The organism is Hahella ganghwensis DSM 17046, from assembly GCF_000376785.1.
Lineage (GTDB): Bacteria > Pseudomonadota > Gammaproteobacteria > Pseudomonadales > Oleiphilaceae > Hahella > Hahella ganghwensis.
Genome location: NZ_AQXX01000133.1, coordinates 84,260 through 103,968 on the forward strand (window position 1 = coordinate 84,260; position 19,709 = coordinate 103,968).

Below are 19,709 nucleotides of genomic sequence, written 5' to 3' on the forward strand. Positions count from 1 at the left end.
AGAAGCCCCGTTATCTCTTGCTGAGTATGACTTTGTTGCGTCCGGATTTCTGGGCTTGTTTCAGGGCTCCCTGAGCTCTTTCCAGGAGGAGTTTATCGTCGACTTCGCCTGCTGACCGGGTCAGACAACCAACGGAAATATTCAGCTTGTCCACGACCGGCCAAGTCTGTTCTTCAACACTACGGCGTAGGCGTTCAGCGATCACCAGGAGGCCTTCTTCCGGAGTGACGGGTAAAAGAATGTAGAAACGCCCTCTTTCAGCGTGGTAGATACTGTCACCGGCGCGAGTTGCCTGTAGCAGGCGTTGTCCAAAGGCCGCCAGGAGTTCATTGGCAAAGTTCGGGCCGTGCACTTCCAACTGCTGATCAAAGAAGTCAATTTCCAGGAGGATGATGGACAATGGGTGCGCAGTTGATTCCGAACGTGATATCTCCTGCTTCAGTGTGAAGTCCAGGTGTTTGAGATTGTAGGCTCCGGTTGTGGGATCTTTGATGGAGACTTCTACCAGAAATCGGGATTTATGGTGGTAGAGATAGGCGTACATGCCCGCCAGGCCGACCAATAGAGAGTAACTGGTTGCGAATCTCAGGGTGGTGTAAAAACTCTCGTTCAGAGACAGCGCCAGGCTGCTGCAGACAAGGGTGGCAATATTGAAGACGAAGGCTTTTTTCAATGGCAGGAGTAAAAAGCTGAAAAGTCCCAGGCCATAAAGCCAGTGACTGATCGCGGTTTCTCCCAATCCGAGCTGAATGACGATGACCACCAGCATAAAAGCCAGTACGCAGAGGTGTCCCCGATGGGCTCCAAGATCACTGCGCCGGCTCCATGCGTACACGGCGCCAATCAGCATGATCGGGGCCAGTAGTATACTCATGTAGAACAGATCGTAGAGCCCGTAACGAACGTTTTGTACGGCCATAAACAACAGTAAAAATGCACAGGTAACGTAAAGAGCAATACGTGCACGGGTACGCAAATAAGATTCAGCCAGCAAGGTTCGTCTCCTCAGTGGTTGCTATATCGAGATAGGCAACGGTGTGGTTATTCCCTTTGGATCTGGCAACAGTCAACGCTTTTTTTGCATTGGCGATCAGTGTTTCCGCAGTATCTCCCACGTTCAGGGTTGATACGCCAATACTGATGGACACTGTATGTTCGCGGGAGCTCAGTTCCTGGCGGGTCTTCAGTCTTAACTGGGCGGCCTTTTTATTGGCCTCTTTCGAACCGGTATGGGGGAGTACGATAATAAAGTCGACAGTTTCGTATCGATAATAACTGTCAAAAAGTCGTAGGTTTTCATGCAGAAGTCCGCCGAGACGATGCAGCAGATGGTCCCGTTCTTCCTGGCTCGCCAGGTCGGTTGCCGCGGTGTCAAGACTCAACGCCAGTACTGACAGGTCTGTGCCTTCGCGCTCACTTCTCAATACTTCCTTGTCCAGATCCTGAATCAGATACTCTCGGGTGCAGGCCAGGGTCAGATTGTCGGTGCGGCGTAAGGGGCGCAATTGCTGTTCCTTGATTTCCCGGAGATAGACAAAAGCCAGGGTCATGGCAAGACTCAGCAGATAGATGAAAAAAATCTGTACTTTTTCCGGCCCTTGGTAGTAACCGATAAGAGCAACAGCGAGAGCAATAGAATAGCCTGCTGTCAGAAATGTGGCGATCTGGATCCGATATATCAAGAAAGCGATCAATGGCAGGATATAACACCACTGTTCGGTGGTATGTTGATACTTTGTCAAACTGGCAAGTGTCGTCACAATTAAAAAACCGACAATAACATGAGACAGCCACATAGGCGCTGGCTTCTCGCTGTTGCGGGCGTTCAATCGCCAGTTGGCAGTGAGTAGAATGGCAAAGATTACGGCAAACCCAAGCATTAACCACTCACCGCTGAACATTGATCCAAGGGCGAGAATGGCCGCGACGACCGACGCCAGGGAGTAGGCTTTACTGCGAAGTTGATTATTTAGCTCGACGGGTGTCATCCAGGTCTCTTGAGGTGTAGTTGTTATTCGTGGCTCGGGATGCGAAACTCCTTGAATCCCAATCAAACGTTTCTGGGCATGGCCCAGTTAACGTATAATATGCCGTTTATAGCAAATTACGAAACACTGAAGCAAAGCAGAGGGCTTTGAATTAATGGATATCGATGCGTATATGTGCGAAGTCGGGCAACAGGCCCGTGCTGCATCACGACAAATTGCCAAAGCATCCACAGGCGCCAAAAACGCTGCTCTCCTGGCCATAGCCGATGAGATCGAGGCAAATCGGGACGTCCTGATGGCGGAAAATCAGAAAGACCTAGAAGCAGGTCGGGCTAATGGCCTGGAACCGGCTCTGCTGGATCGCCTTGAACTGACGCCGGCACGTATCGATACCATGATTGAAGGCCTGAAACAGGTTTCTGCCCTGCCGGATCCGGTAGGTGAGGTGACCGGTTTGAACTACCGCCCCAGTGGTATCCAGGTGGGCAAGATGCGTGTGCCACTTGGAGTTGTGGGAATTATTTATGAGAGTCGCCCCAATGTCACGGTGGAAGCCGCCAGTCTATGCCTGAAATCCGGTAACGCCACTATTTTGCGTGGAGGCAGTGAAGCCATACACTCTAATCAGGCCGTTGCTGCTTGCATTGCCAATGGGTTGAGCACTGCGGGTCTGCCTGAAACCGTAGTGCAAGTGATTAAGACCACGGACCGGGCAGCGGTTGGACACCTGATTGCCATGCCTGAGTTTGTGGATGTTATTGTTCCCCGTGGTGGTAAAGGGCTGATTGAACGCATCAGTCGTGAAGCCAAAGTGCCGGTGATCAAGCACCTGGATGGTATCTGTCATGTTTACATCGACCGGGATGCGAATCTGGATAAGGCCGTCAATATTGCCCTGAATGCCAAAACCCATCGTTATGGCACCTGCAATACGATGGAGACACTGTTGGTGGATGCGCCTATCGCTCAGACGGTTTTGCCTTTACTGGCCGAACAGTATCGAGATAAAGGCGTCGAATTACGTGGATGCGAGCGGACCCGGGAAATTCTGAGTGATGCGTTACCTGCGACTGAAGAAGACTGGCAAACGGAATATCTTGCTCCTATTCTGGCGATTCGTGTTGTCGATGATGTGAATGCTGCCATCGATCACATCAATACCTACAGCTCACAGCACACCGATGCGATAGTCACGGAGAATTACACCAGAAGCCGCCAGTTTGTGGCTGAAGTGGATTCAAGTTCTGTGATGGTGAATGCATCGACCCGTTTCGCTGATGGATTCGAATATGGACTGGGAGCTGAAGTGGGAATTTCAACCGATAAAATCCATGCCCGGGGCCCGGTTGGGCTGGAAGGGCTGACCTCTCAGAAGTATGTTGTATACGGTGAAGGGCATATCCGTCAGTAGGTTTGTTTCCACAATATGAGTTTCACATCCTTCAATAAGGCGAACCGCTAGTGCCATCTCCTTTGGTGGTGCTTGGCGGCACCTTTGATCCGGTTCATCATGCGCATCTCCGTACTGCCCTGGAAATTCAGCAATTGCTGGGGAACGATACGGTTGTGCATTTAATGCCTAGCGGCGATCCGCGGCATCGTGCTGCGCCGCACGCCTCTGCTCTTCATCGCCTGGAAATGCTCAAGCTGGCTGTTTCCGGAGAATCTCGTCTGGTTGTCAGCGATATGGAAGTCAAGCGTACTGGGGCGACCTACACGGTTGATACTCTTGAAGAACTACGGGCAAAGGAAGGTCCGGACCGGCCGATTATATTTGTCATGGGAGGAGATGCATTTCTATCTCTGCCAAAATGGCATCGATGGGTGGAAATTATTCGGCTAGCCCATATAATGGTTATTAATAGGCCGAATTGGTCAAATATTGGACAGGGTGAATTGAGCGAATTTTTACTAAGGCACAACGCAACCAGCCTGAATGAACTTACCGAATTACCCAGTGGGCGCATAGCCGAATGTGCGCTTACCCAGCTGGACATATCCAGCACTCAGGTCCGCACTCTGTTGAAAGCGGGCCAATCCCCCCGGTTTTTAATCCCAGATTTGGTGTTGGACTATATCCGTTCACACCATCTATACGGCAGCACTGATGCTTGATCAGTTGTCTGTCAACTCAACCAAACCCTCTATGAGGCATTATGGAGACTGATACTCTGAAAGATATCGTCATTAAAGCTTTGGAAGATCTCAAAGCGAAAGATATTTCGGTTCTTGATGTAAAAGACCGAACCAGCGTCACTGACTATATGATTATTGCCAGTGGTACTTCCAACCGACATGTTAAGTCTATTGCCGATAACCTGGTTACCGAAGTCAAGGCCAATGGTGTCCGTCCTTTCGGATCTGAAGGCGGTGCTGCTTCGGATTGGATTCTGGTGGATCTGGGCGATATTGTGGTGCATGTCATGTTGCCGGCAGCCCGGGAATTTTATGACCTGGAACGCTTCTGGCGGGATGCTCCCGTTGAGGAAAATCTGACCAGCCAGATGCACTAACTCGCAGCCATGCGTATTCGTATCATGGCTGTGGGCAGTAAAATGCCCCGCTGGGTCGAGGACGGCAGCAGTGAGTATCTGAAAAGGATGCCCAGAGATATGCCGCTCTCAATCCAGGAGATTCCTCTGGCCAAACGTCAGAAAAACGCTGATCCGGAAAAGCTCAAGGCTGCGGAAGGGGATAGCATTTTGGCACAGCTTTCGTCTTCTGATCACGTGGTTGCCCTTGAGGTTAAGGGGAAACCCTGGTCAACGATGGAGCTGTCCCGGCAGCTCGACCGCTGGCGGATGTCCGGAAAGGATGTGGCTTTGCTGGTTGGCGGGCCTGACGGCCTGAGTGATTCCTGCCGTCAGCGAGCGGATCAACAGTGGTCACTATCCCCTCTGACGTTGCCTCACCCGCTGGTGAGGGTCATTCTCACCGAGCAGATATACAGGGCCTGGAGTGTGTTGCAGGGACATCCTTACCATCGCGAGTAAGATCACGGGTAAGGTTAACAGACCCTAATTATGAGTCGGATGAAAAATTGGCTACCATTTAAGTTAGACTCTGGCGGAAAGTAAGAGCTTGTGGCCAATTTTTCTGGCAATTCATGCCGGGTTACTCATAATGTTGCAACAATACCGATACGGTTAATATCCAGCTGAGTCCATGGCCTCTAGAGAATTCAAGGATCACTATCGCGAACAGCGAATCTTCGTTAACAGGACTATTGCCGCTGTCCTCGTTGTATTTATGATGATTTGCGTGTTGGCAGCGCGTTATTACTACTTGCAGGTGGTGCAACATGATGTATTCAGCACCTTGTCTGATCGCAACAGAATGCAGTTGCAGCCTATCACGCCGACCCGGGGGCTGATTTATGACCGAAATGGCGTGCTGCTGGCAGACAATCAGCCAACATTTTCTCTCACCATCGTTAAAGAACGGGTTTCCGACATGGAGGAAACCCTAACCTCTCTGTCGGATCTTATAGAAATCACTCCAGAAGATCTGGCCTCTTTTGAGAAGCGCCTCTATCAGCGGCGACGCTCCTATGAGTCTGTCACTCTGAAAACCCGACTGACCGAGGATGAAATCGCCCGGATTGCCGTTAATCGGCATCTACTCTCTGGTGTAGAGGTTGAAGCAGAATTGATCCGCTATTATCCGCAGGGGGAAGACTTTGCCCATATGCTTGGATATGTGGGTCGCATCAGCGAACAAGAGCTGAAGAATGTAGACCCTGCCAACTATAGTGGTACCCAGTATTACGGCAAGCTTGGTGTAGAAGGGCACTACGAAGAGTTGCTCCATGGCAAGGCGGGCTTTCAGACTGTTGAGACTGATGTGAGAGGACGGGTCCTTCGTGTGCTCGAAAAAGTGGCACCTGCACCCGGTGCGGACATCTCCCTGCATATAGATACCGAGCTGCAAAAAGTGGCAGTGCAGGCGTTGGGGGAGCGAAAAGGTGCGGTGGTGGCCATTGATCCCAGCACTGGCGGCATTCTGGCGTTGGTCAGTACGCCGAGTTTTGATCCCAATCTGTTTGTGACGGGAATCGATACCGCAAGCTATCAGGCACTGCAGAGCTCTCCGGCTATTCCACTGTTTAACCGGGCCTTGCGTGGACAATATCCACCGGGGTCGACGATCAAGCCTTTCATTGGTCTGGCAGGGCTGGATACCGAAAAGGTCAATACCGGAACCACGGTATGGGATCCGGGTTATTACCAGTTGAAAGGGGATGATCGGAAATATCGGGACTGGAAACGCCAGGGGCACGGGTGGGTTGATCTGAAAGCGGCTATTGCTGAATCCTGTGACGTTTATTTCTATGACCTTGGCTACCGGATGGGGGTCGATCCCATGTTTGATTACATGTACCGATTCGGATTCGGCCAGCTCACAGCCTATGACATTGATAATGCCCGGGAGGGGATATTGCCCTCCAAAGAGTGGAAACGTGGTATGAAGGGACTGCCCTGGTTTCCGGGGGATTCCATTAATATGTCCATTGGGCAGGGCTTCATGCTGACAACGCCGTTACAGCTCGCCACTGGAGCTGCCGTTCTTGCCAACCGGGGCAAATGGGTGGCTCCTCGGCTGATTAGGACGATTAATGAGGTGGAGGTCACTGATGTACCATCTCCAGAGGATGTCAAAGTCAACCAGGAATGGTACTGGGACTACATTATCAAAGCCATGGAAGAAGTGATGCACGGGAGGCATGGCACCGCCCGTGGTAGTGCTCGTGGTGCAGAGTATCGTATGGCGGGCAAAACCGGAACTGCTCAGGTGATCGGGATCAAGCAGGGAGAAAGGTATGATGCCGATGCCATCGCAGAGGAATACCGGGACCATGGACTTTATATCGGCTTTGCGCCGGTCAATAATCCACGAATCGCATTGGCCGTTGTCGTGGAAAACGGTGGAGGGGGCAGCAGTGCGGCTGCGCCGGTTGCCAGAAAGGTATTTGATGCCTATCTGGTAGGTTCAACTCAACTACAGGCAGCAAATTAAGTCAAAGGTGATAAGAGACGTGACCGGGTTCAGTACAAAGCGCTGCATCAGAGAGGAGGGCTATTAGATGGCCCAGGGTGATTTTATCCGGCAATTGCCAGGGGCTGAGAGTCACTTCAGTCGTCGGCCCGGATTGTCTGATGTGATTCATATTGACTGGCCTCTGCTGGTGCTGTTGCTGATTCTTATCAGCTCCGGTCTGTTTGTTTTATATAGTGGTAGCGGCCAGAGTCTGGCGGATGTGAAGAAGCAAGGAATCCACTTTATTGTCGCTCTGGTTTTAATGATTACCGTGGCGCAGATTGATCCGGCTGTGTTGCGGCGTTGGGCCCCCTGGGTATTTTTGCTTGGTTTGATAGGCCTGGTGGCGGTGTTGCTGGCGGGGGCTGATGCCAAAGGAGCGCAGCGCTGGTTGAAAATACCCGGTGTCGGCGCCCGCATACAACCCTCGGAATTTATGAAAATCGCGGTTCCCATGATGGTGTCCTGGTATTTGGCAGACCGCACGCTACCTCCCAGTTTCAAGCATATCATTGGCACCTTGATTATTGTTGCCATCCCCGCTGCGCTGATTGTTATTCAGCCGGATCTGGGGACCTCTATATTGATTGCCGCTTCGGGAATATTTGTCCTGGTCTTTGCCGGGCTGGGATTGCGCTGGATTCTGGGCTTTTGCGGCTGTGTGGCGGCATTTGCTCCAATCATGTGGTTATTTGGCATGAAGGAATACCAGAAGCAGCGGGTATTGACGATGCTGGACCCGGAGCAAGACCCACTGGGTGCGGGCTGGAACATTATTCAGTCAAAGACAGCCATCGGCTCTGGCGGACTGGAAGGCAAAGGATGGCTGGGCGGTACCCAGTCCCAGTTGGATTTCCTGCCTGAAAGCCATACAGATTTTATTATCGCCGTATTTGCTGAAGAATTTGGATTCATTGGCGTATCTGTACTTTTATTGCTTTATGCCATGATTATTTACCGAGGTCTGTATATTGCCATGAAAGGGCAGGATACCTTTTCCCGCCTGTTGGCAGGCTCCCTGACTATGACATTCTTCGTCTATGTATTTGTGAATATGGGCATGGTCAGTGGGATTCTGCCGGTTGTTGGGGTGCCGCTTCCTTTGGTCAGCTATGGGGGAACATCGGTGTTGACCCTGATGGTCTCCTTCGGGATTCTGATGTCTATTCAGACGCACCGGAAGATGTTGCCTCGTTAGGAAGTAATGGATCCTTTCCAGCTCAGGGAGTTAGCAGCTTTTAATATGGAGCAAAAGCGATGGGGTTGGTGGCTAGTGAACCATTGGATTTTCTTATTGGTGGCCATGGAGTTGGGTTAAAGAAGATGAATGAGCAATTTCCATTGCTCTTATCCGCATTTGATATTGAAAAAAAGAAACGATAAATGAAACGAGTGAAGTGGTTGATCCCGGCTGTTCTGGGAGTTGTCGTGAATACTGGTGTTCAGGCCAGCGACGATGTGACGTACAAGCAGCGAGAAGAAGCCCGGCAGTTTATTGATGAAATGGTGGAAAAACACCAGTTTGATAAAGCCGAGCTGTCGACTCTATTTGCAAAAGCAGAAAAGAAACAGAAGATCATTGATGCAATCAGTCGTCCGGCAGAGCGTGTCCTGACCTGGAAAGAATACCGGGAAATATTTCTGACCGAAAGCCGCATCGCCGGTGGCCTGGAGTTTCTTCAAGCTCACCAGAAAGCACTTCATGCCGCAGAAGAAAAGTTTGGTGTACCGGCAGAAGTCATTACTGCTGTCATTGGTGTTGAAACTCTATACGGCAAACACAAAGGTCGCTACAGAGTTGTGGATGCCCTTTCCACACTGGCTTTTGATTATCCCCCACGAAGCAAATTCTTCCGTAGCGAACTGGAGCAGTTTCTGCTGCTGGCCAGAGAACAGAAATTTGATCCTCTCTCCATGTACGGTTCTTACGCAGGTGCAATGGGCTTCGGTCAGTTTATCTCCAGTAGTTACCGGCGGTATGCCATCGACTTTGATGGCGACGAAAAAGCTGACCTGTTGGAAAATCGGACGGATGCTATCGGCAGTGTTGCCAACTATCTGTCCCAACACGGCTGGCAGGCAGGTAAGGATGTTGTTGTGAAAGCTGGCGTAGATGAGGTGGAAGGGAAAGTGAAAGTCGTGAAAACGCTGAAACTGGATAGCCGCGTCAGCGATCTGAAGGATAAAGGTATTACCTTTACGTCCTCTGCGCAGGGGGATGACAAAGCACGTCTGCTCATGCTGCAAGGACAGCATGGTAATGAATACTGGATGGCGCTTAATAACTTCTATGTGATCACCCGATATAACCATAGTGACCTCTATGCCATGGCGGTTTATCAGCTCAGTCAGGCAATCAGGCAGAAATCAGAGACGATGAAGAGCCATGAAACCAAAGCGGCAGAATCAGAGGTGAGTTCGTGACTGCCATTGGTGCTGCACATAGAGGCCTCATTGTTTATAGCGATTACCTCATGCGTCATACGCGTTTGCCCCTGGTTTGGATTTTGACTGGCGCATTGCTCCTTCTGATGTCCGGATGCGGAGGAAACTCATCACGCTACCATCTCTCTCAGGATCGGGGGCCGGAGGACTCTTCGTTCAATCCCCATTCTGTTGCCGAGCCGACACCTCGGGTTGAGCCGAAAAGTCGCGGCGGGAACAAGTCTCCCTATCAGGTCTGGGGGAAAACCTATTATGTGATGGATAATGCCAATGGATACGTGGCTGAAGGGATTGCTTCCTGGTATGGCAAGAAATTCCATGGCTATAAGACTTCCAATGGTGAAACCTATGATATGTATGGGTTTACTGCCGCCCACCGGAGTCTCCCGCTGCCAACTTACGCGAGAATCACGAATCTGGCCAATGGTGCTCAGGTCGTCGTGCGAGTCAATGACCGTGGCCCTTTTCACAGTGACCGGATTATCGATCTTTCTTATGCGGCGGCGAAAAAACTGGGATACGTGAATAAAGGGACGGCAAGGGTCAGGATTGAGGCCTATCCCTATAAATCCGATTCCACGATTGCAGACCAGATTGAGTCAACGGTACCACCGTCGTCCACTTCGTCGGCTCCTGCCGGAGCAGAGGGATTCTTTCTTCAGGTCGGCGCATTCAGCAATGAAATAGCGGCGATACGTACGCTCAATCGGGTTAGCGCATTGTTGGATGCCCCGGTGTTTGTCAGTAAGGGTGAATCTGGAACTCCCGTCTATCGGGTCAGAGTGGGGCCATTCAGTGGAGAAAGGGAAGCCCGGCGTTTCCTTGATATACTACAACGTGCCGCTTATCCCGATGCTCTGTTGATAAAACGCCCGTTGGCTGAAGCCAATAGCTGATGGCCTGATTTCATGAACTCGACGAAGGCCCAAGGTTATAGATCATCGGTATTACGCCATGGTAATGATGGCTGGAGGTGAATTCGTGGTCACTTTCCGATACTATTTCTCGAATTATTAACCTGTGCCGTTTATGACAGGTTAATCACTGTATATATTCATCCCATATTAAAAATCAAAGAGTCCAGAGTATCCGATGTCGCATCCAAGGATGAAAGTCTTTCTTGCCTTTATTCTCAGTCTGTTCACTTGTCAGGTTCTTGCTGTACAGTCGGCGCTGATTCCTGCGCCGCCTCAGATTGCAGGTACTTCCTATATATTGATGGATGCCGAAAGTGGAGCCATCATCGTAGAGCATAACGCGCACGAACAGTTGCCGCCTGCCAGCCTGACCAAGATGATGACCTCTTACATACTCGATTATGAGGTGAGTAAGGGGAACGTTAATTTCACCGATGAAGTGCCTATCAGCGTCAATGCCTGGAAGACAGGCGGCTCAAAAATGTTTATCCGGGAGGGGACAACAGTTCCGCTTGAGGATTTGCTCAAAGGGATCGTTATCCAGTCGGGCAACGATGCGAGTGTCGCGGTAGCGGAATATCTCGCCGGTAGTGAAGATGCGTTTGCTTCGATTATGAATCAGCATGCCACACGTCTGGGCATGAAAAACTCCAATTTCATGAATGCCACGGGCCTGCCGGGTGAAAATCATTATTCATCGGCATACGATCTGGCGATGTTGGCCAATGCCATCATTAATGATTTTCCTGAGCAGTATCCGATTTATTCAGAAAAATATTTCACTTTTAACAATATCCGTCAGCCCAACCGTAATTTACTACTGTGGCGTGATAAAAGTGTTGATGGACTTAAGACCGGACACACGGATGAAGCTGGATATTGCCTGGTAGCCTCTGCTGTGCGTGATGGCATGCGCCTGATTAGCGTGGTAATGGGCACCAAGAGCGAAGAGGCCAGGGCCAGAGAAACCCTGAAGCTGCTTAACTATGGTTTCCGTTACTATGAGACCCATAAGTTGTACGCGGCTGGCGAAAAACTGTTGGACAGCGAACTCTGGGCAGGCCAGGTGGATCAACTGCCTTTAGGACTGGCGAAGCAGGTCATCGTGACGATCCCGCGTGGCCAAAAAGCAGCTCTTGAAGCATCAGTGGACGTGGACAAGGTTATCAAGGCGCCAGTTCAGACCGGTGATGAATTAGGTCAGTTGAAGGTTAAACTGGGTGATTCCCTGATCGTTGATGAACCAGTAGTGGCTTTGCAGACGGTAGAGGAAGCTGGCTTCTTTAAGCGTATCTGGCATGCCATCGTTTTGTTTTTCCTGGGATTATTCGAATAATCCGTTATCTGCCGGGCTTCATTCAGAGGTCCGGTAACTCCTTCGATTTGCCCCGCTTATAGATGAATTTACAGTGTAAATTCGCTACTGGCGTCTCCAGCGGTTAAAATTACCCCTAATTGGATTTTTCCTGATAGATTCTCTGGTCGTCATATTCTCCAGAAGAAGTAACGTCTTTAACGTATGTAGGTAGGTTGCGTAGTGTCCGAAACGCCCAAAATCGAGTTTCCCTGTGACTATCCCCTCAAAGTGATTGGCCATGCCGAGCCGGATTTTAAAGAGGTGGTGGTTGAAATCGTCAAGGAGCATTATCCGGCGTTTACCGAATCCTCCGTAGAAGTGATCGATAGCCGGAACGGGCGATTCGCCTCACTCAGGTTTTCGATTGTTGCCGAAAGTGAAGACCACGTTAAGACACTCTTTGTTGCCCTGAAAGCACACAAATATGTGCAAATGGTTCTATAGGTTTCATTTCTGGGGCGCCCGTCATGTCTGAAAATGAACTTCAACCACAACAGGATATTGTCGTCCGAAACTTCGGTGTGATGCCCTATGAGCCGGTATGGAAGGCTATGCAGGGATTCACCCAGCACCGGGACGATGAAAGCCCGGATGAGATATGGCTGCTGCAACATGAGCGGGTATTCACTCAGGGACAGGCGGGCAAGGCCGAGCACGTATTGATGCCGGGCGATATTCCTGTCGTGAAAGTCGACCGTGGTGGGCAGGTGACTTACCATGGCCCCGGCCAACTAATGGCGTATTTACTGTTACGTCTGCCAAGACTCAAAATAGGGGTGCGCGATCTGGTGACTGCCATCGAACAGACGACAGTCGATACACTGGCAACCTATGACATCGAAGCCTACCCCAAGCCAGATGCCCCGGGGGTATATGTTGATGAAGCCAAAATCGCTTCACTGGGGTTGAGAATACGACGTGGATCATCCTTTCATGGTCTGGCTCTGAACATAAATATGGACCTGGAACCGTTTCAACGTATCAACCCTTGTGGATATGCGGGTTTGCGTATGACCCAGGTTTCTGATTTAAACCCGGCAGCCACTCTGTCGGATGTGGCTGCCCGCTGGCTGGAGCTGATGACTCAGCGTCTGGGCTATCGGAATATTATTGAAAAAAGAGGTTTACCCGAATATGAGTGATGCCATGACTGACGGTTCACTGCAAAAAGCGTCAAAAGCGCCGGTTAAAAGGGTGGAGCAGGGTGTTAAGCTGAGAGGCTACGACAAAGTGGCCCGTAACCCTGTCAAAATTATCGCGACTGATAATATGCCCCGTAAACCTGACTGGATTCGGGTCCGTCTCTCGAGCTCTCCGGCAGTGGAAGAAATCAAGAAAAAACTACGTAAGCTCAACTTGCATTCAGTTTGTGAAGAAGCAGCCTGTCCAAACCTGAGTGAATGTTTCAGTCATGGGACTGCGACATTCATGATTATGGGGGACATCTGTACCCGTCGTTGCCCATTCTGTGATGTTGCCCATGGGCGTCCCAATCCTCTGGATGAAAACGAGCCGACCCATTTGGCACAGGCCATCGGGGAAATGGGGCTGAAATATGTGGTCGTAACGTCCGTGGACCGTGACGACTTGCGCGATGGTGGGGCTGCTCACTTTGCCAAATGTATCAGCGAATCACGCAAATATAGCCCGAATCTGAAGATTGAAGTGCTGGTACCGGATTTCCGGGGTCGTATGGATGTTGCCCTTGAGATCCTGAAAGATACCCCGCCAGACGTGTTCAACCATAACCTGGAAACGGTACCTCGTCTGTATAAGAAAGCCCGTCCAGGCGCTGACTATGATTGGTCATTGAAGCTGTTGAAGCGCTTTAAAGAGTTTGCTCCTGAGGTGCCAACCAAGTCTGGTCTGATGCTCGGCCTGGGAGAAGAACTCGAAGAAGTGAAGCAGGTGATGCGTGACCTACGTGAACACAATACCGACATGCTGACACTTGGGCAGTATCTGGCTCCCTCCAAGGACCATTTACCAGTAGAACGTTTCGTGACACCTGAGGAATTCCAGGAACTTGCCGATTACGGCTACGAGATCGGCTTCAAGCAAGTGGCAAGCGGACCTCTGGTTCGTTCTTCTTATCACGCGGACAAGCAGGCTGCGGGCGAAATCGTTAACTAGTCCCCAGCATTGATGTTGGAGATCTGATGGGCACATGGAGGTGCCTGCATTCACTTTGTAATTCCCTTATAATCCTCCCAGCTTTCTTCGATTTCTGAATCCCGAACATCAACTACAGGGAGTTTAGGTATCGGGAATAGACGCGTCCTTAAAGATTTTTTCGCTGTAAGTCCGAAATACCCGCCAACTTTCTGGTGTGGTTATGGCCTGAAAGTTTTCGGGACATCCAAATCAATCAATTCCTATACCCATTACATGGTAGACAAATCCAAACATCATTCTGTTCAACGTATTAAAACCGGAAGTTTTGAGCGTCGCCTGAGTTTGACTCGGGCGGGTGTCATGGCCGGCTCAAGATTGGCAGGTAACATGGCCGCCAATTTGTTTTCCTCCAGAGACAAGAAAGAGCAGCGCAAGCGTGAAGCACTTTCCCGGCAGGCTCATTACCTGGTCGAGGAGCTGGGGCACCTGAAAGGCAGTGTGGTGAAGATTGGTCAGGTCATGGCCTTATACGGAGAGCATTTTCTGCCGGTGGAAGTCACGGAGGCCCTGCACACCCTGGAAGATAAAACCACCGCCCTGGAATGGCCAGTAATGCGGAAGGTGCTGGTTCGGGAGTTGGGTGAAGACAGGTTGGCTGAACTTGAAATTGAGCATGAGCCACTGGGAGCTGCCTCCTTAGGGCAGGTCCATAAGGCAGTACGCAAGTCTGACGGCAAAGTACTGTGCATGAAAATCCAGTACCCAGGCGTTGCGGATGCCATCGACAGTGATATCAATTCGGTTGCCACACTACTGAAAATGGCTCGAATGGTGTCCATGGGGCGGGATTTCGATGAATGGCTGGAAGAAGTTCGGAATATGATGCACCGGGAGGTCAATTACGAACTGGAGCTCGAAACTACCCGGCGTTTCGGAGAAATGCTTAAAGGTGATGACCGTTTCATCGTTCCCGAAGTTTTTCCAGAATATTCTTCCGGACATGTGATTACCACTTCTTTCGAGCACGGTGTTGGGGTCGGGGATTCTTCTGTTGCAGCGTTGCCCTTGGCGCGTCGAAATCATTTGGCAAAAGCCGCTCTAGAATTATTTCTACGCGAACTCTTTTCCTGGAGTGAGTTACAGACAGATCCTAACTTTGGCAATTACCGGATTCGAATCGGAGAGGGTTCTGGTCAGTCCGCTGAAGGGGCTAGTCAGACAGCTGAAGGCTCTAGTCAATCCGCTGAAGGCTCTGACCAAATCGTATTGCTGGATTTCGGGGCCGTACAGAAATACCCGCCGGCGTTTATTGAACCGGTTTGTCAGATGATCAGGGCATCTTACGAGCATGATCTCGACTCAGTAATAGAAGGGGCGATCCGTCTGAAATTCATGCGGCGGGAATGGCCGGATTCCGTTCTCCAAGAGTTTGGTGAAGTCTGTATGGCTGTTCTGGAACCTTTGGGGCCGGAAAGTCTGACTGTGCCTGCCAGCGCCATGAATGACAACGGAGAATACCGCTGGAAACAAAGCGATCTTCCCACCCGAATCGCCAAACGCGCGACCCGATCGGCAATTAGCCGTTACTTTCAGATTCCACCCAAAGAGTTTGTATTCCTGAACCGTAAATTGGTCGGGGTGTACACCTTTCTTTCTGTGCTGGGGGCCGAGTTTAATGGTCGGGAGATTCTGACTCCCTATTTATATCCTGAAGAGAATGGTGCTGAACCAGAAGAGCATTGAGCAGTTCCACCAGACTCTAAGAAAGTCGGGTTATTGCCAGGTGAGTATCGGATGTCTGGACGGCATTGATTAAACTTCCCTTGCCATTGATATATTTGATGCTGCTTCGTTTTGGCTGAAGTGGCCGTCGTTCCTTTACAGGTCAATCGCAGTGTCCGTCCTACATGATTGACCTTCTTCACCAATCTGCAATATCTATCCTATAACCTTTTCGAGCTTATAGGGTTCCAGGGCTGGTGAGATGTCTTTGGAAGTCCAACTCTTTGAATCCCCTCACGCTATTACAATCTGTTATCGGGTAATCTCTGTTTCCGGGCAAAGCTTTAGCCCAATAATAATGATAGAAAACAATAACGATTGAAAAATTATAACGATAGATAAGCCTCATATTATGTTGTTAATCCGATTGGCCGCCACTATCGGCATTCTAGTACTTGTTTTATTTCAAACCGGATGCGGAACCATTAATACCGTTGGCAGACCGGAACACATTGCTGCCAATAACCTGAAAGAGGCTGGGAGTTATTGTTCCCGGCTGCCCAGGGTATACAGCGGAGTCAGCTACGGGTTGTGCCTTATGTACGGTCGTCCAGCACCTGTACACAGTTGGCAGGGAACGGAAAAAGCCGTCACCATGTGGGCGGTCGATCTGGTTGCCTCGGGCATTCTGGATACCCTTGCCTTACCCTATACCCTTTATGATCAGTCCCGATATGGTGATATCGAATTGCGTACGCATTCTGATTGATTGAGGAAAAAGAGGAGCCATAAAGGCTCCTTCGCGGAGGAGCGAGTCGTTGCTGATAATGACTCCTCACAAATCGTAGCAGGGCTTAACCGGCGTCTTCCAGTAAGGCTTGTAGTTCAGGAATGCATGAGCCACAGTTGGTGCCTGCGTTCAGGCATTGTCCTATCGCCTCAACTGATGATAGCTGTTTTTCCTCTATGGTCGTGCGTATGGTCTTTTCGCCTACGCCAAAGCAGGCGCAGACTGTCTTGCCGGTATTTGCGGCGCTGTTCATTGGAATCCCTGCCAGCAGACCGAGCCGATCCTGATCTGTCAGATGATCTGCTTCAAACAGGCTGGCCAGCCAGGATCTTTCCGGTAACTGATTGGTTGGAGAAATAAACAGGCAACTGGTCAGCTGTCCGTTGACGAATGCTGCTGAACGATATTTCCCGGCAGACGGGTCTGAATATTCCTGCCATTCCTCGTTCTCTATTCCACTCAAAAGTAAATGCCGGCTCCAATTACCGATATCAGCGATGGGGGCATCCCCCGCCAGTTCATAACGGTAGAAATTACGTCCCACAACTTTCACCCAGTAAGCTATTCCTTCTACCGCCAGAGGTTGCCGGGAAAACACAAAACCATACCAGTTGGCTGCAAAGGGTTTGACGTTAACCGGAGTATGTTTGCTTTCCGGCTGGCCGGAGTAGGGGTCGGTAATGGGGTTAACCAAGGTTCCCATTCGCCCCGCACTGGATAGTTGCCCGGTCCAGTGCATGGGAACGAACACCTGCCCGGGTTGCAGGTTTTCTGTAATCTGTACCCTTGCCAACATCTCACCGTAACGGGACTGGACTTGAACCAGACTGTCCTGAGGGGCATGGATTCTGTCTGCATCGCTGGGGTGAATCTCACAAAACGGTTCTGCGATATGTTGATTCAGTTGCGGAGCCAGACCGGTGCGAGTCATGGTGTGCCACTGATCACGGATTCTGCCGGTGTTAAGCACCAGTGGATACTCTTCTGACAAGCTTGCCTGGGGGAGGGTAGGGGTAATCGGAAGTAATCTGGCTTTCCTGTTAGGGGTGAAGAATTGCCCATCTGCAAACAGACGGGGAGTGCCTGTCGTTTCTGTCAATCCTTTGTCTGAATCTCCCGAGCCTGCCAGCGGCCACTGAAATGGCGCGAGTTGTTCGTATTGCTGCCGGGAGATACCCTTCAGTGCCGAGATATTGAAGTCACGAAGAGTGCCTTCCATTGAGTTTTCAAAGCCGGATAAAGCAGCATGCTCGGCAAAAATGTCGCGACTGGATTGATAGTTGAATTCCTGGCCGAATCCCATTCTTTTGGCGACTTCGCAAAGCGCCCACCAGTCTGGCTTGGCGTCCCCCATCGGTGGAAGCAGAGCTCTTTGTCTTGAGATTCGTCGCTCGGAGTTGGTAACGGTACCGTCTTTTTCTCCCCAACCCAGTGCTGGTAAAAGGATATTGGCGTATTCGGCGGTATCGGTCTGATGGATGCAATCGGACACAATGACTGTATCGCAGCGGGACAGTGCTTGTGCCACTCGGTTGGCGTTAGGCAGGCTGACCGCAGGATTGGTGCCCATGATCCAGATGGCTTTGATTGTTCCATCTGCTACCGCTTCAAATAGCTCAACCGCCTTCAGGCCTGGCTGGCTGACCATATTCGGTGCGTGCCAGAAACGACCGACTCTTGCGATATCTTCAGGAGCGAAATCCATATGTGCGGCCAACTGGTTGGCCAGGCCGCCGACTTCCCGACCACCCATGGCGTTCGGTTGCCCGGTTAGAGAAAAAGGCCCCATTCCTGGCTTTCCTATACGGCCGGTTGCCAGGTGACAGTTAATAATGGCGTTAACCTTATCGGAGCCACTACTCGATTGATTGATACCTTGAGAGTAGACAGATACCGATTTTTCCGTTCGCCGGAACCAGTCAAACAGAGTGGCAACTTCTGATTCTCTGATACCGCATTGCCGCGCAACCGTCACGATATCGCCGGCTGTTTCGTTGGCTGCCTTGATTGCTGCCCCAAAACCTTCAGTGTGATTTTCCAGAAACTCGTAGTTAATTGCCCCCAGGCGACTGAGATAAGCCAACAGGCCATTAAACAGGAAAGCGTCACTACCGGGATTGATCGGTAAAAATAAATCGGCAATGTCACAGGTGGCGGTACGGCGTGGATCGATGACCACCACTTTCATTTCCGGACGCTGTTTTTTGGCTGCCTTAATACGCTGAAATATGATTGGATGGCACCAGGCAGTGTTTGAACCGGTGAGCAGAATCAAGTCTGCCTGTTCCAGATCTTCATAGTTACCCGGCACCGTATCTGTGCCGAAGGCCCGTTTATGGCCAACAACGGAGGATGACATGCAAAGCCTGGAATTGGTGTCCACATTGGCTGAGCCGATAAACCCTTTCATCAGCTTGTTGGCAACGTAATAGTCTTCGGTCAGTAACTGTCCGGAAAGATAAAAGGCAATAGCGTCAGGCCCATGTTGATCTATCACCTTTGCAAGACGGCTGGACACTTGATCCAGAGCGCTATTCCAGGATGTTTCCTGGCCGTCGACGATCGGATGAAGAAGCCTGTTTTCCGGCCCAAGAGTATCCGCCAATGCTGTCCCTTTAGAGCACAGTCGACCAAAATTGGCCGGATGGTCGGATTGGCCTTTGATTTCTACCTGTCGAGTGTCGGTATCAATCACTTGGGCGGTGATACCACAACCTACTCCACAGTAAGCGCAGGTAGTATGAATGTTGGAGGCACATTGAGCTGACATGGCGTATCCAAATGATGACTTTATTCTATGACGGTAACTGTCTTTTGCCTGATCTTTGCCCGTTCCTCACTGGGACGCTTCTAAAGCGCCTCAGGAAAAGGGAAATGGTACGGTCTGGGCGGGGACCGAAACCGCACCACTTCCGGCGGGGAAACGGACTTAGCCGGTCTGGCGTTCCTGCTCGAGCGACAGATAAATACGATTATTTTCCAGTTTAGTCGGATAGGCAGGCGTACAACCACTATCGAATCCCTGCGCTTCTCCGTCGAGCAGACTGATCACCCAATTATGTAGAGGACAGGTAACCTGATTGCCATGAACAATTCCCTGGGAAAGAGCGCCGCCTTTGTGCGGGCACTTATCTCTCAGGGCGAAAACTTTATCTTCTTTGGTACGGAATATGGCGATATCGCCATGGACAGACCCGACAACTCTCGCGCCCAGTTTGGGGATATCTTCCAGAAGTCCAATATCAATCCACTGTGTCATAACCAAATCTCAATACGGGGCCAAACTGGTGTTGGCCGTTGATACATCAGCGGTGGTTACGTCCTGGTTTACGCACCGC

At 50.7% G+C, this 19,709-nt stretch carries 18 protein-coding genes; 14 read left to right on the plus strand and 4 right to left on the minus strand.

Going from position 1 to position 19,709, the window contains the following annotated elements; translation table 11 throughout:
- Positions 1-10 precede the first annotated feature (10 nt).
- Complete coding sequence (locus F566_RS0122765) at positions 11-994, minus strand: GGDEF domain-containing protein (protein ID WP_020409344.1); 984 nt, start codon at positions 992-994, stop codon at positions 11-13.
- A complete protein-coding gene (locus F566_RS0122770) occupies positions 984-1,988 on the minus strand; it encodes a GGDEF domain-containing protein (RefSeq protein ID WP_020409345.1) in 1,005 nt (334 codons plus the stop codon). The genes F566_RS0122765 and F566_RS0122770 overlap by 11 nt, the downstream gene beginning before the upstream one ends.
- Before the next feature lie 154 nt (positions 1,989-2,142).
- Between F566_RS0122770 and F566_RS0122775 the strand changes: the two genes are divergently transcribed.
- From F566_RS0122775 to F566_RS0122845, 14 genes are all read left to right on the plus strand, one after another.
- Entirely contained in the window at positions 2,143-3,399 is a 1,257-nt protein-coding gene (locus tag F566_RS0122775; RefSeq protein ID WP_020409346.1) for a glutamate-5-semialdehyde dehydrogenase, read from the plus strand.
- 50 nt (positions 3,400-3,449) lie between these two features.
- Positions 3,450-4,103, plus strand: coding sequence for a nicotinate-nucleotide adenylyltransferase (nadD, locus tag F566_RS0122780; protein ID WP_020409347.1), 654 nt, complete (start codon positions 3,450-3,452; stop codon positions 4,101-4,103).
- Positions 4,104-4,144: 41 nt separating this feature from the next.
- Positions 4,145-4,501 (plus strand): ribosome silencing factor, encoded by a 357-nt coding sequence (gene rsfS / locus F566_RS0122785; RefSeq protein WP_020409348.1) that lies wholly within the window; start codon positions 4,145-4,147, stop codon positions 4,499-4,501.
- A gap of 9 nt (positions 4,502-4,510) precedes the next feature.
- Positions 4,511-4,981, plus strand: a complete 471-nt coding sequence (gene rlmH, locus F566_RS0122790; RefSeq protein ID WP_020409349.1) for a 23S rRNA (pseudouridine(1915)-N(3))-methyltransferase RlmH — start codon at positions 4,511-4,513, stop codon at positions 4,979-4,981.
- A 172-nt stretch (positions 4,982-5,153) separates the two neighbouring features.
- On the plus strand, positions 5,154-7,004 hold the full coding sequence (gene mrdA, locus F566_RS0122795) for a penicillin-binding protein 2 (RefSeq protein ID WP_026180249.1): 1,851 nt from the start codon (positions 5,154-5,156) through the stop codon (positions 7,002-7,004).
- Positions 7,005-7,071: 67 nt separating this feature from the next.
- Positions 7,072-8,223: a rod shape-determining protein RodA gene (gene rodA, locus F566_RS0122800; protein ID WP_020409351.1), complete on the plus strand. Its 1,152-nt coding sequence runs from the start codon at positions 7,072-7,074 to the stop codon at positions 8,221-8,223.
- Positions 8,224-8,408: 185 nt separating this feature from the next.
- Positions 8,409-9,449, plus strand: coding sequence for a lytic murein transglycosylase B (gene mltB, locus F566_RS0122810; protein ID WP_020409353.1), 1,041 nt, complete (start codon positions 8,409-8,411; stop codon positions 9,447-9,449).
- Positions 9,446-10,366: a septal ring lytic transglycosylase RlpA family protein gene (locus F566_RS0122815; protein WP_020409354.1), complete on the plus strand. Its 921-nt coding sequence runs from the start codon at positions 9,446-9,448 to the stop codon at positions 10,364-10,366. The genes mltB and F566_RS0122815 overlap by 4 nt, the downstream gene beginning before the upstream one ends.
- 196 nt (positions 10,367-10,562) lie before the next feature.
- Positions 10,563-11,723 carry a D-alanyl-D-alanine carboxypeptidase family protein gene (locus F566_RS0122820; RefSeq protein WP_026180251.1) on the plus strand — a complete coding sequence of 387 codons (1,161 nt, stop codon included), beginning with the start codon at positions 10,563-10,565 and terminating at the stop codon, positions 11,721-11,723.
- Positions 11,724-11,924: 201 nt separating this feature from the next.
- Positions 11,925-12,188 (plus strand): HP0495 family protein, encoded by a 264-nt coding sequence (locus F566_RS0122825; protein ID WP_020409356.1) that lies wholly within the window; start codon positions 11,925-11,927, stop codon positions 12,186-12,188.
- 23 nt (positions 12,189-12,211) lie between these two features.
- A complete protein-coding gene (gene lipB / locus F566_RS0122830; protein WP_020409357.1) occupies positions 12,212-12,886 on the plus strand; it encodes a lipoyl(octanoyl) transferase LipB in 675 nt (224 codons plus the stop codon).
- Entirely contained in the window at positions 12,879-13,877 is a 999-nt protein-coding gene (lipA, locus tag F566_RS0122835) for a lipoyl synthase (protein WP_020409358.1), read from the plus strand. Before lipB ends, lipA begins: the two co-directional genes overlap by 8 nt.
- Positions 13,878-14,219: 342 nt before the next feature.
- Entirely contained in the window at positions 14,220-15,602 is a 1,383-nt protein-coding gene (locus F566_RS0122840; protein WP_245555288.1) for an ABC1 kinase family protein, read from the plus strand.
- A 391-nt stretch (positions 15,603-15,993) separates the two neighbouring features.
- Positions 15,994-16,350 carry a YceK/YidQ family lipoprotein gene (locus F566_RS0122845; RefSeq protein ID WP_020409360.1) on the plus strand — a complete coding sequence of 119 codons (357 nt, stop codon included), beginning with the start codon at positions 15,994-15,996 and terminating at the stop codon, positions 16,348-16,350.
- 85 nt (positions 16,351-16,435) lie between these two features.
- Here F566_RS0122845 and F566_RS0122850 read toward each other — a convergent pair whose 3' ends face one another.
- Both F566_RS0122850 and nirD read right to left on the minus strand, forming a co-directional pair.
- Positions 16,436-19,141 (minus strand): nitrate reductase, encoded by a 2,706-nt coding sequence (locus F566_RS0122850; RefSeq protein WP_020409361.1) that lies wholly within the window; start codon positions 19,139-19,141, stop codon positions 16,436-16,438.
- Between the two features lie 159 nt (positions 19,142-19,300).
- Positions 19,301-19,630: a nitrite reductase small subunit NirD gene (gene nirD / locus F566_RS0122855; protein WP_020409362.1), complete on the minus strand. Its 330-nt coding sequence runs from the start codon at positions 19,628-19,630 to the stop codon at positions 19,301-19,303.
- Between the last annotated feature and the right edge of the window lie 79 nt (positions 19,631-19,709).

Bases quoted from the DNA above. Each gene is read 5' to 3' on its own strand.
- F566_RS0122770 (WP_020409345.1), bottom strand. From the start codon at position 1,988: ATGACACCCGTCGAGCTAAATAATCAACTTCGCAGTAAAGCCTACTCC.
- F566_RS0122775 (WP_020409346.1), top strand. From the start codon at position 2,143: ATGGATATCGATGCGTATATGTGCGAAGTCGGGCAACAGGCCCGTGCT.
- rsfS (WP_020409348.1), top strand. From the start codon at position 4,145: ATGGAGACTGATACTCTGAAAGATATCGTCATTAAAGCTTTGGAAGAT.
- rlmH (WP_020409349.1), top strand. From the start codon at position 4,511: ATGCGTATTCGTATCATGGCTGTGGGCAGTAAAATGCCCCGCTGGGTC.
- mrdA (WP_026180249.1), top strand. From the start codon at position 5,154: ATGGCCTCTAGAGAATTCAAGGATCACTATCGCGAACAGCGAATCTTC.
- rodA (WP_020409351.1), top strand. From the start codon at position 7,072: ATGGCCCAGGGTGATTTTATCCGGCAATTGCCAGGGGCTGAGAGTCAC.
- mltB (WP_020409353.1), top strand. From the start codon at position 8,409: ATGAAACGAGTGAAGTGGTTGATCCCGGCTGTTCTGGGAGTTGTCGTG.
- F566_RS0122820 (WP_026180251.1), top strand. From the start codon at position 10,563: ATGTCGCATCCAAGGATGAAAGTCTTTCTTGCCTTTATTCTCAGTCTG.
- lipB (WP_020409357.1), top strand. From the start codon at position 12,212: ATGTCTGAAAATGAACTTCAACCACAACAGGATATTGTCGTCCGAAAC.
- lipA (WP_020409358.1), top strand. From the start codon at position 12,879: ATGAGTGATGCCATGACTGACGGTTCACTGCAAAAAGCGTCAAAAGCG.
- F566_RS0122840 (WP_245555288.1), top strand. From the start codon at position 14,220: ATGGCCGGCTCAAGATTGGCAGGTAACATGGCCGCCAATTTGTTTTCC.
- F566_RS0122845 (WP_020409360.1), top strand. From the start codon at position 15,994: ATGTTGTTAATCCGATTGGCCGCCACTATCGGCATTCTAGTACTTGTT.
- F566_RS0122850 (WP_020409361.1), bottom strand. From the start codon at position 19,141: ATGTCAGCTCAATGTGCCTCCAACATTCATACTACCTGCGCTTACTGT.
- nirD (WP_020409362.1), bottom strand. From the start codon at position 19,630: ATGACACAGTGGATTGATATTGGACTTCTGGAAGATATCCCCAAACTG.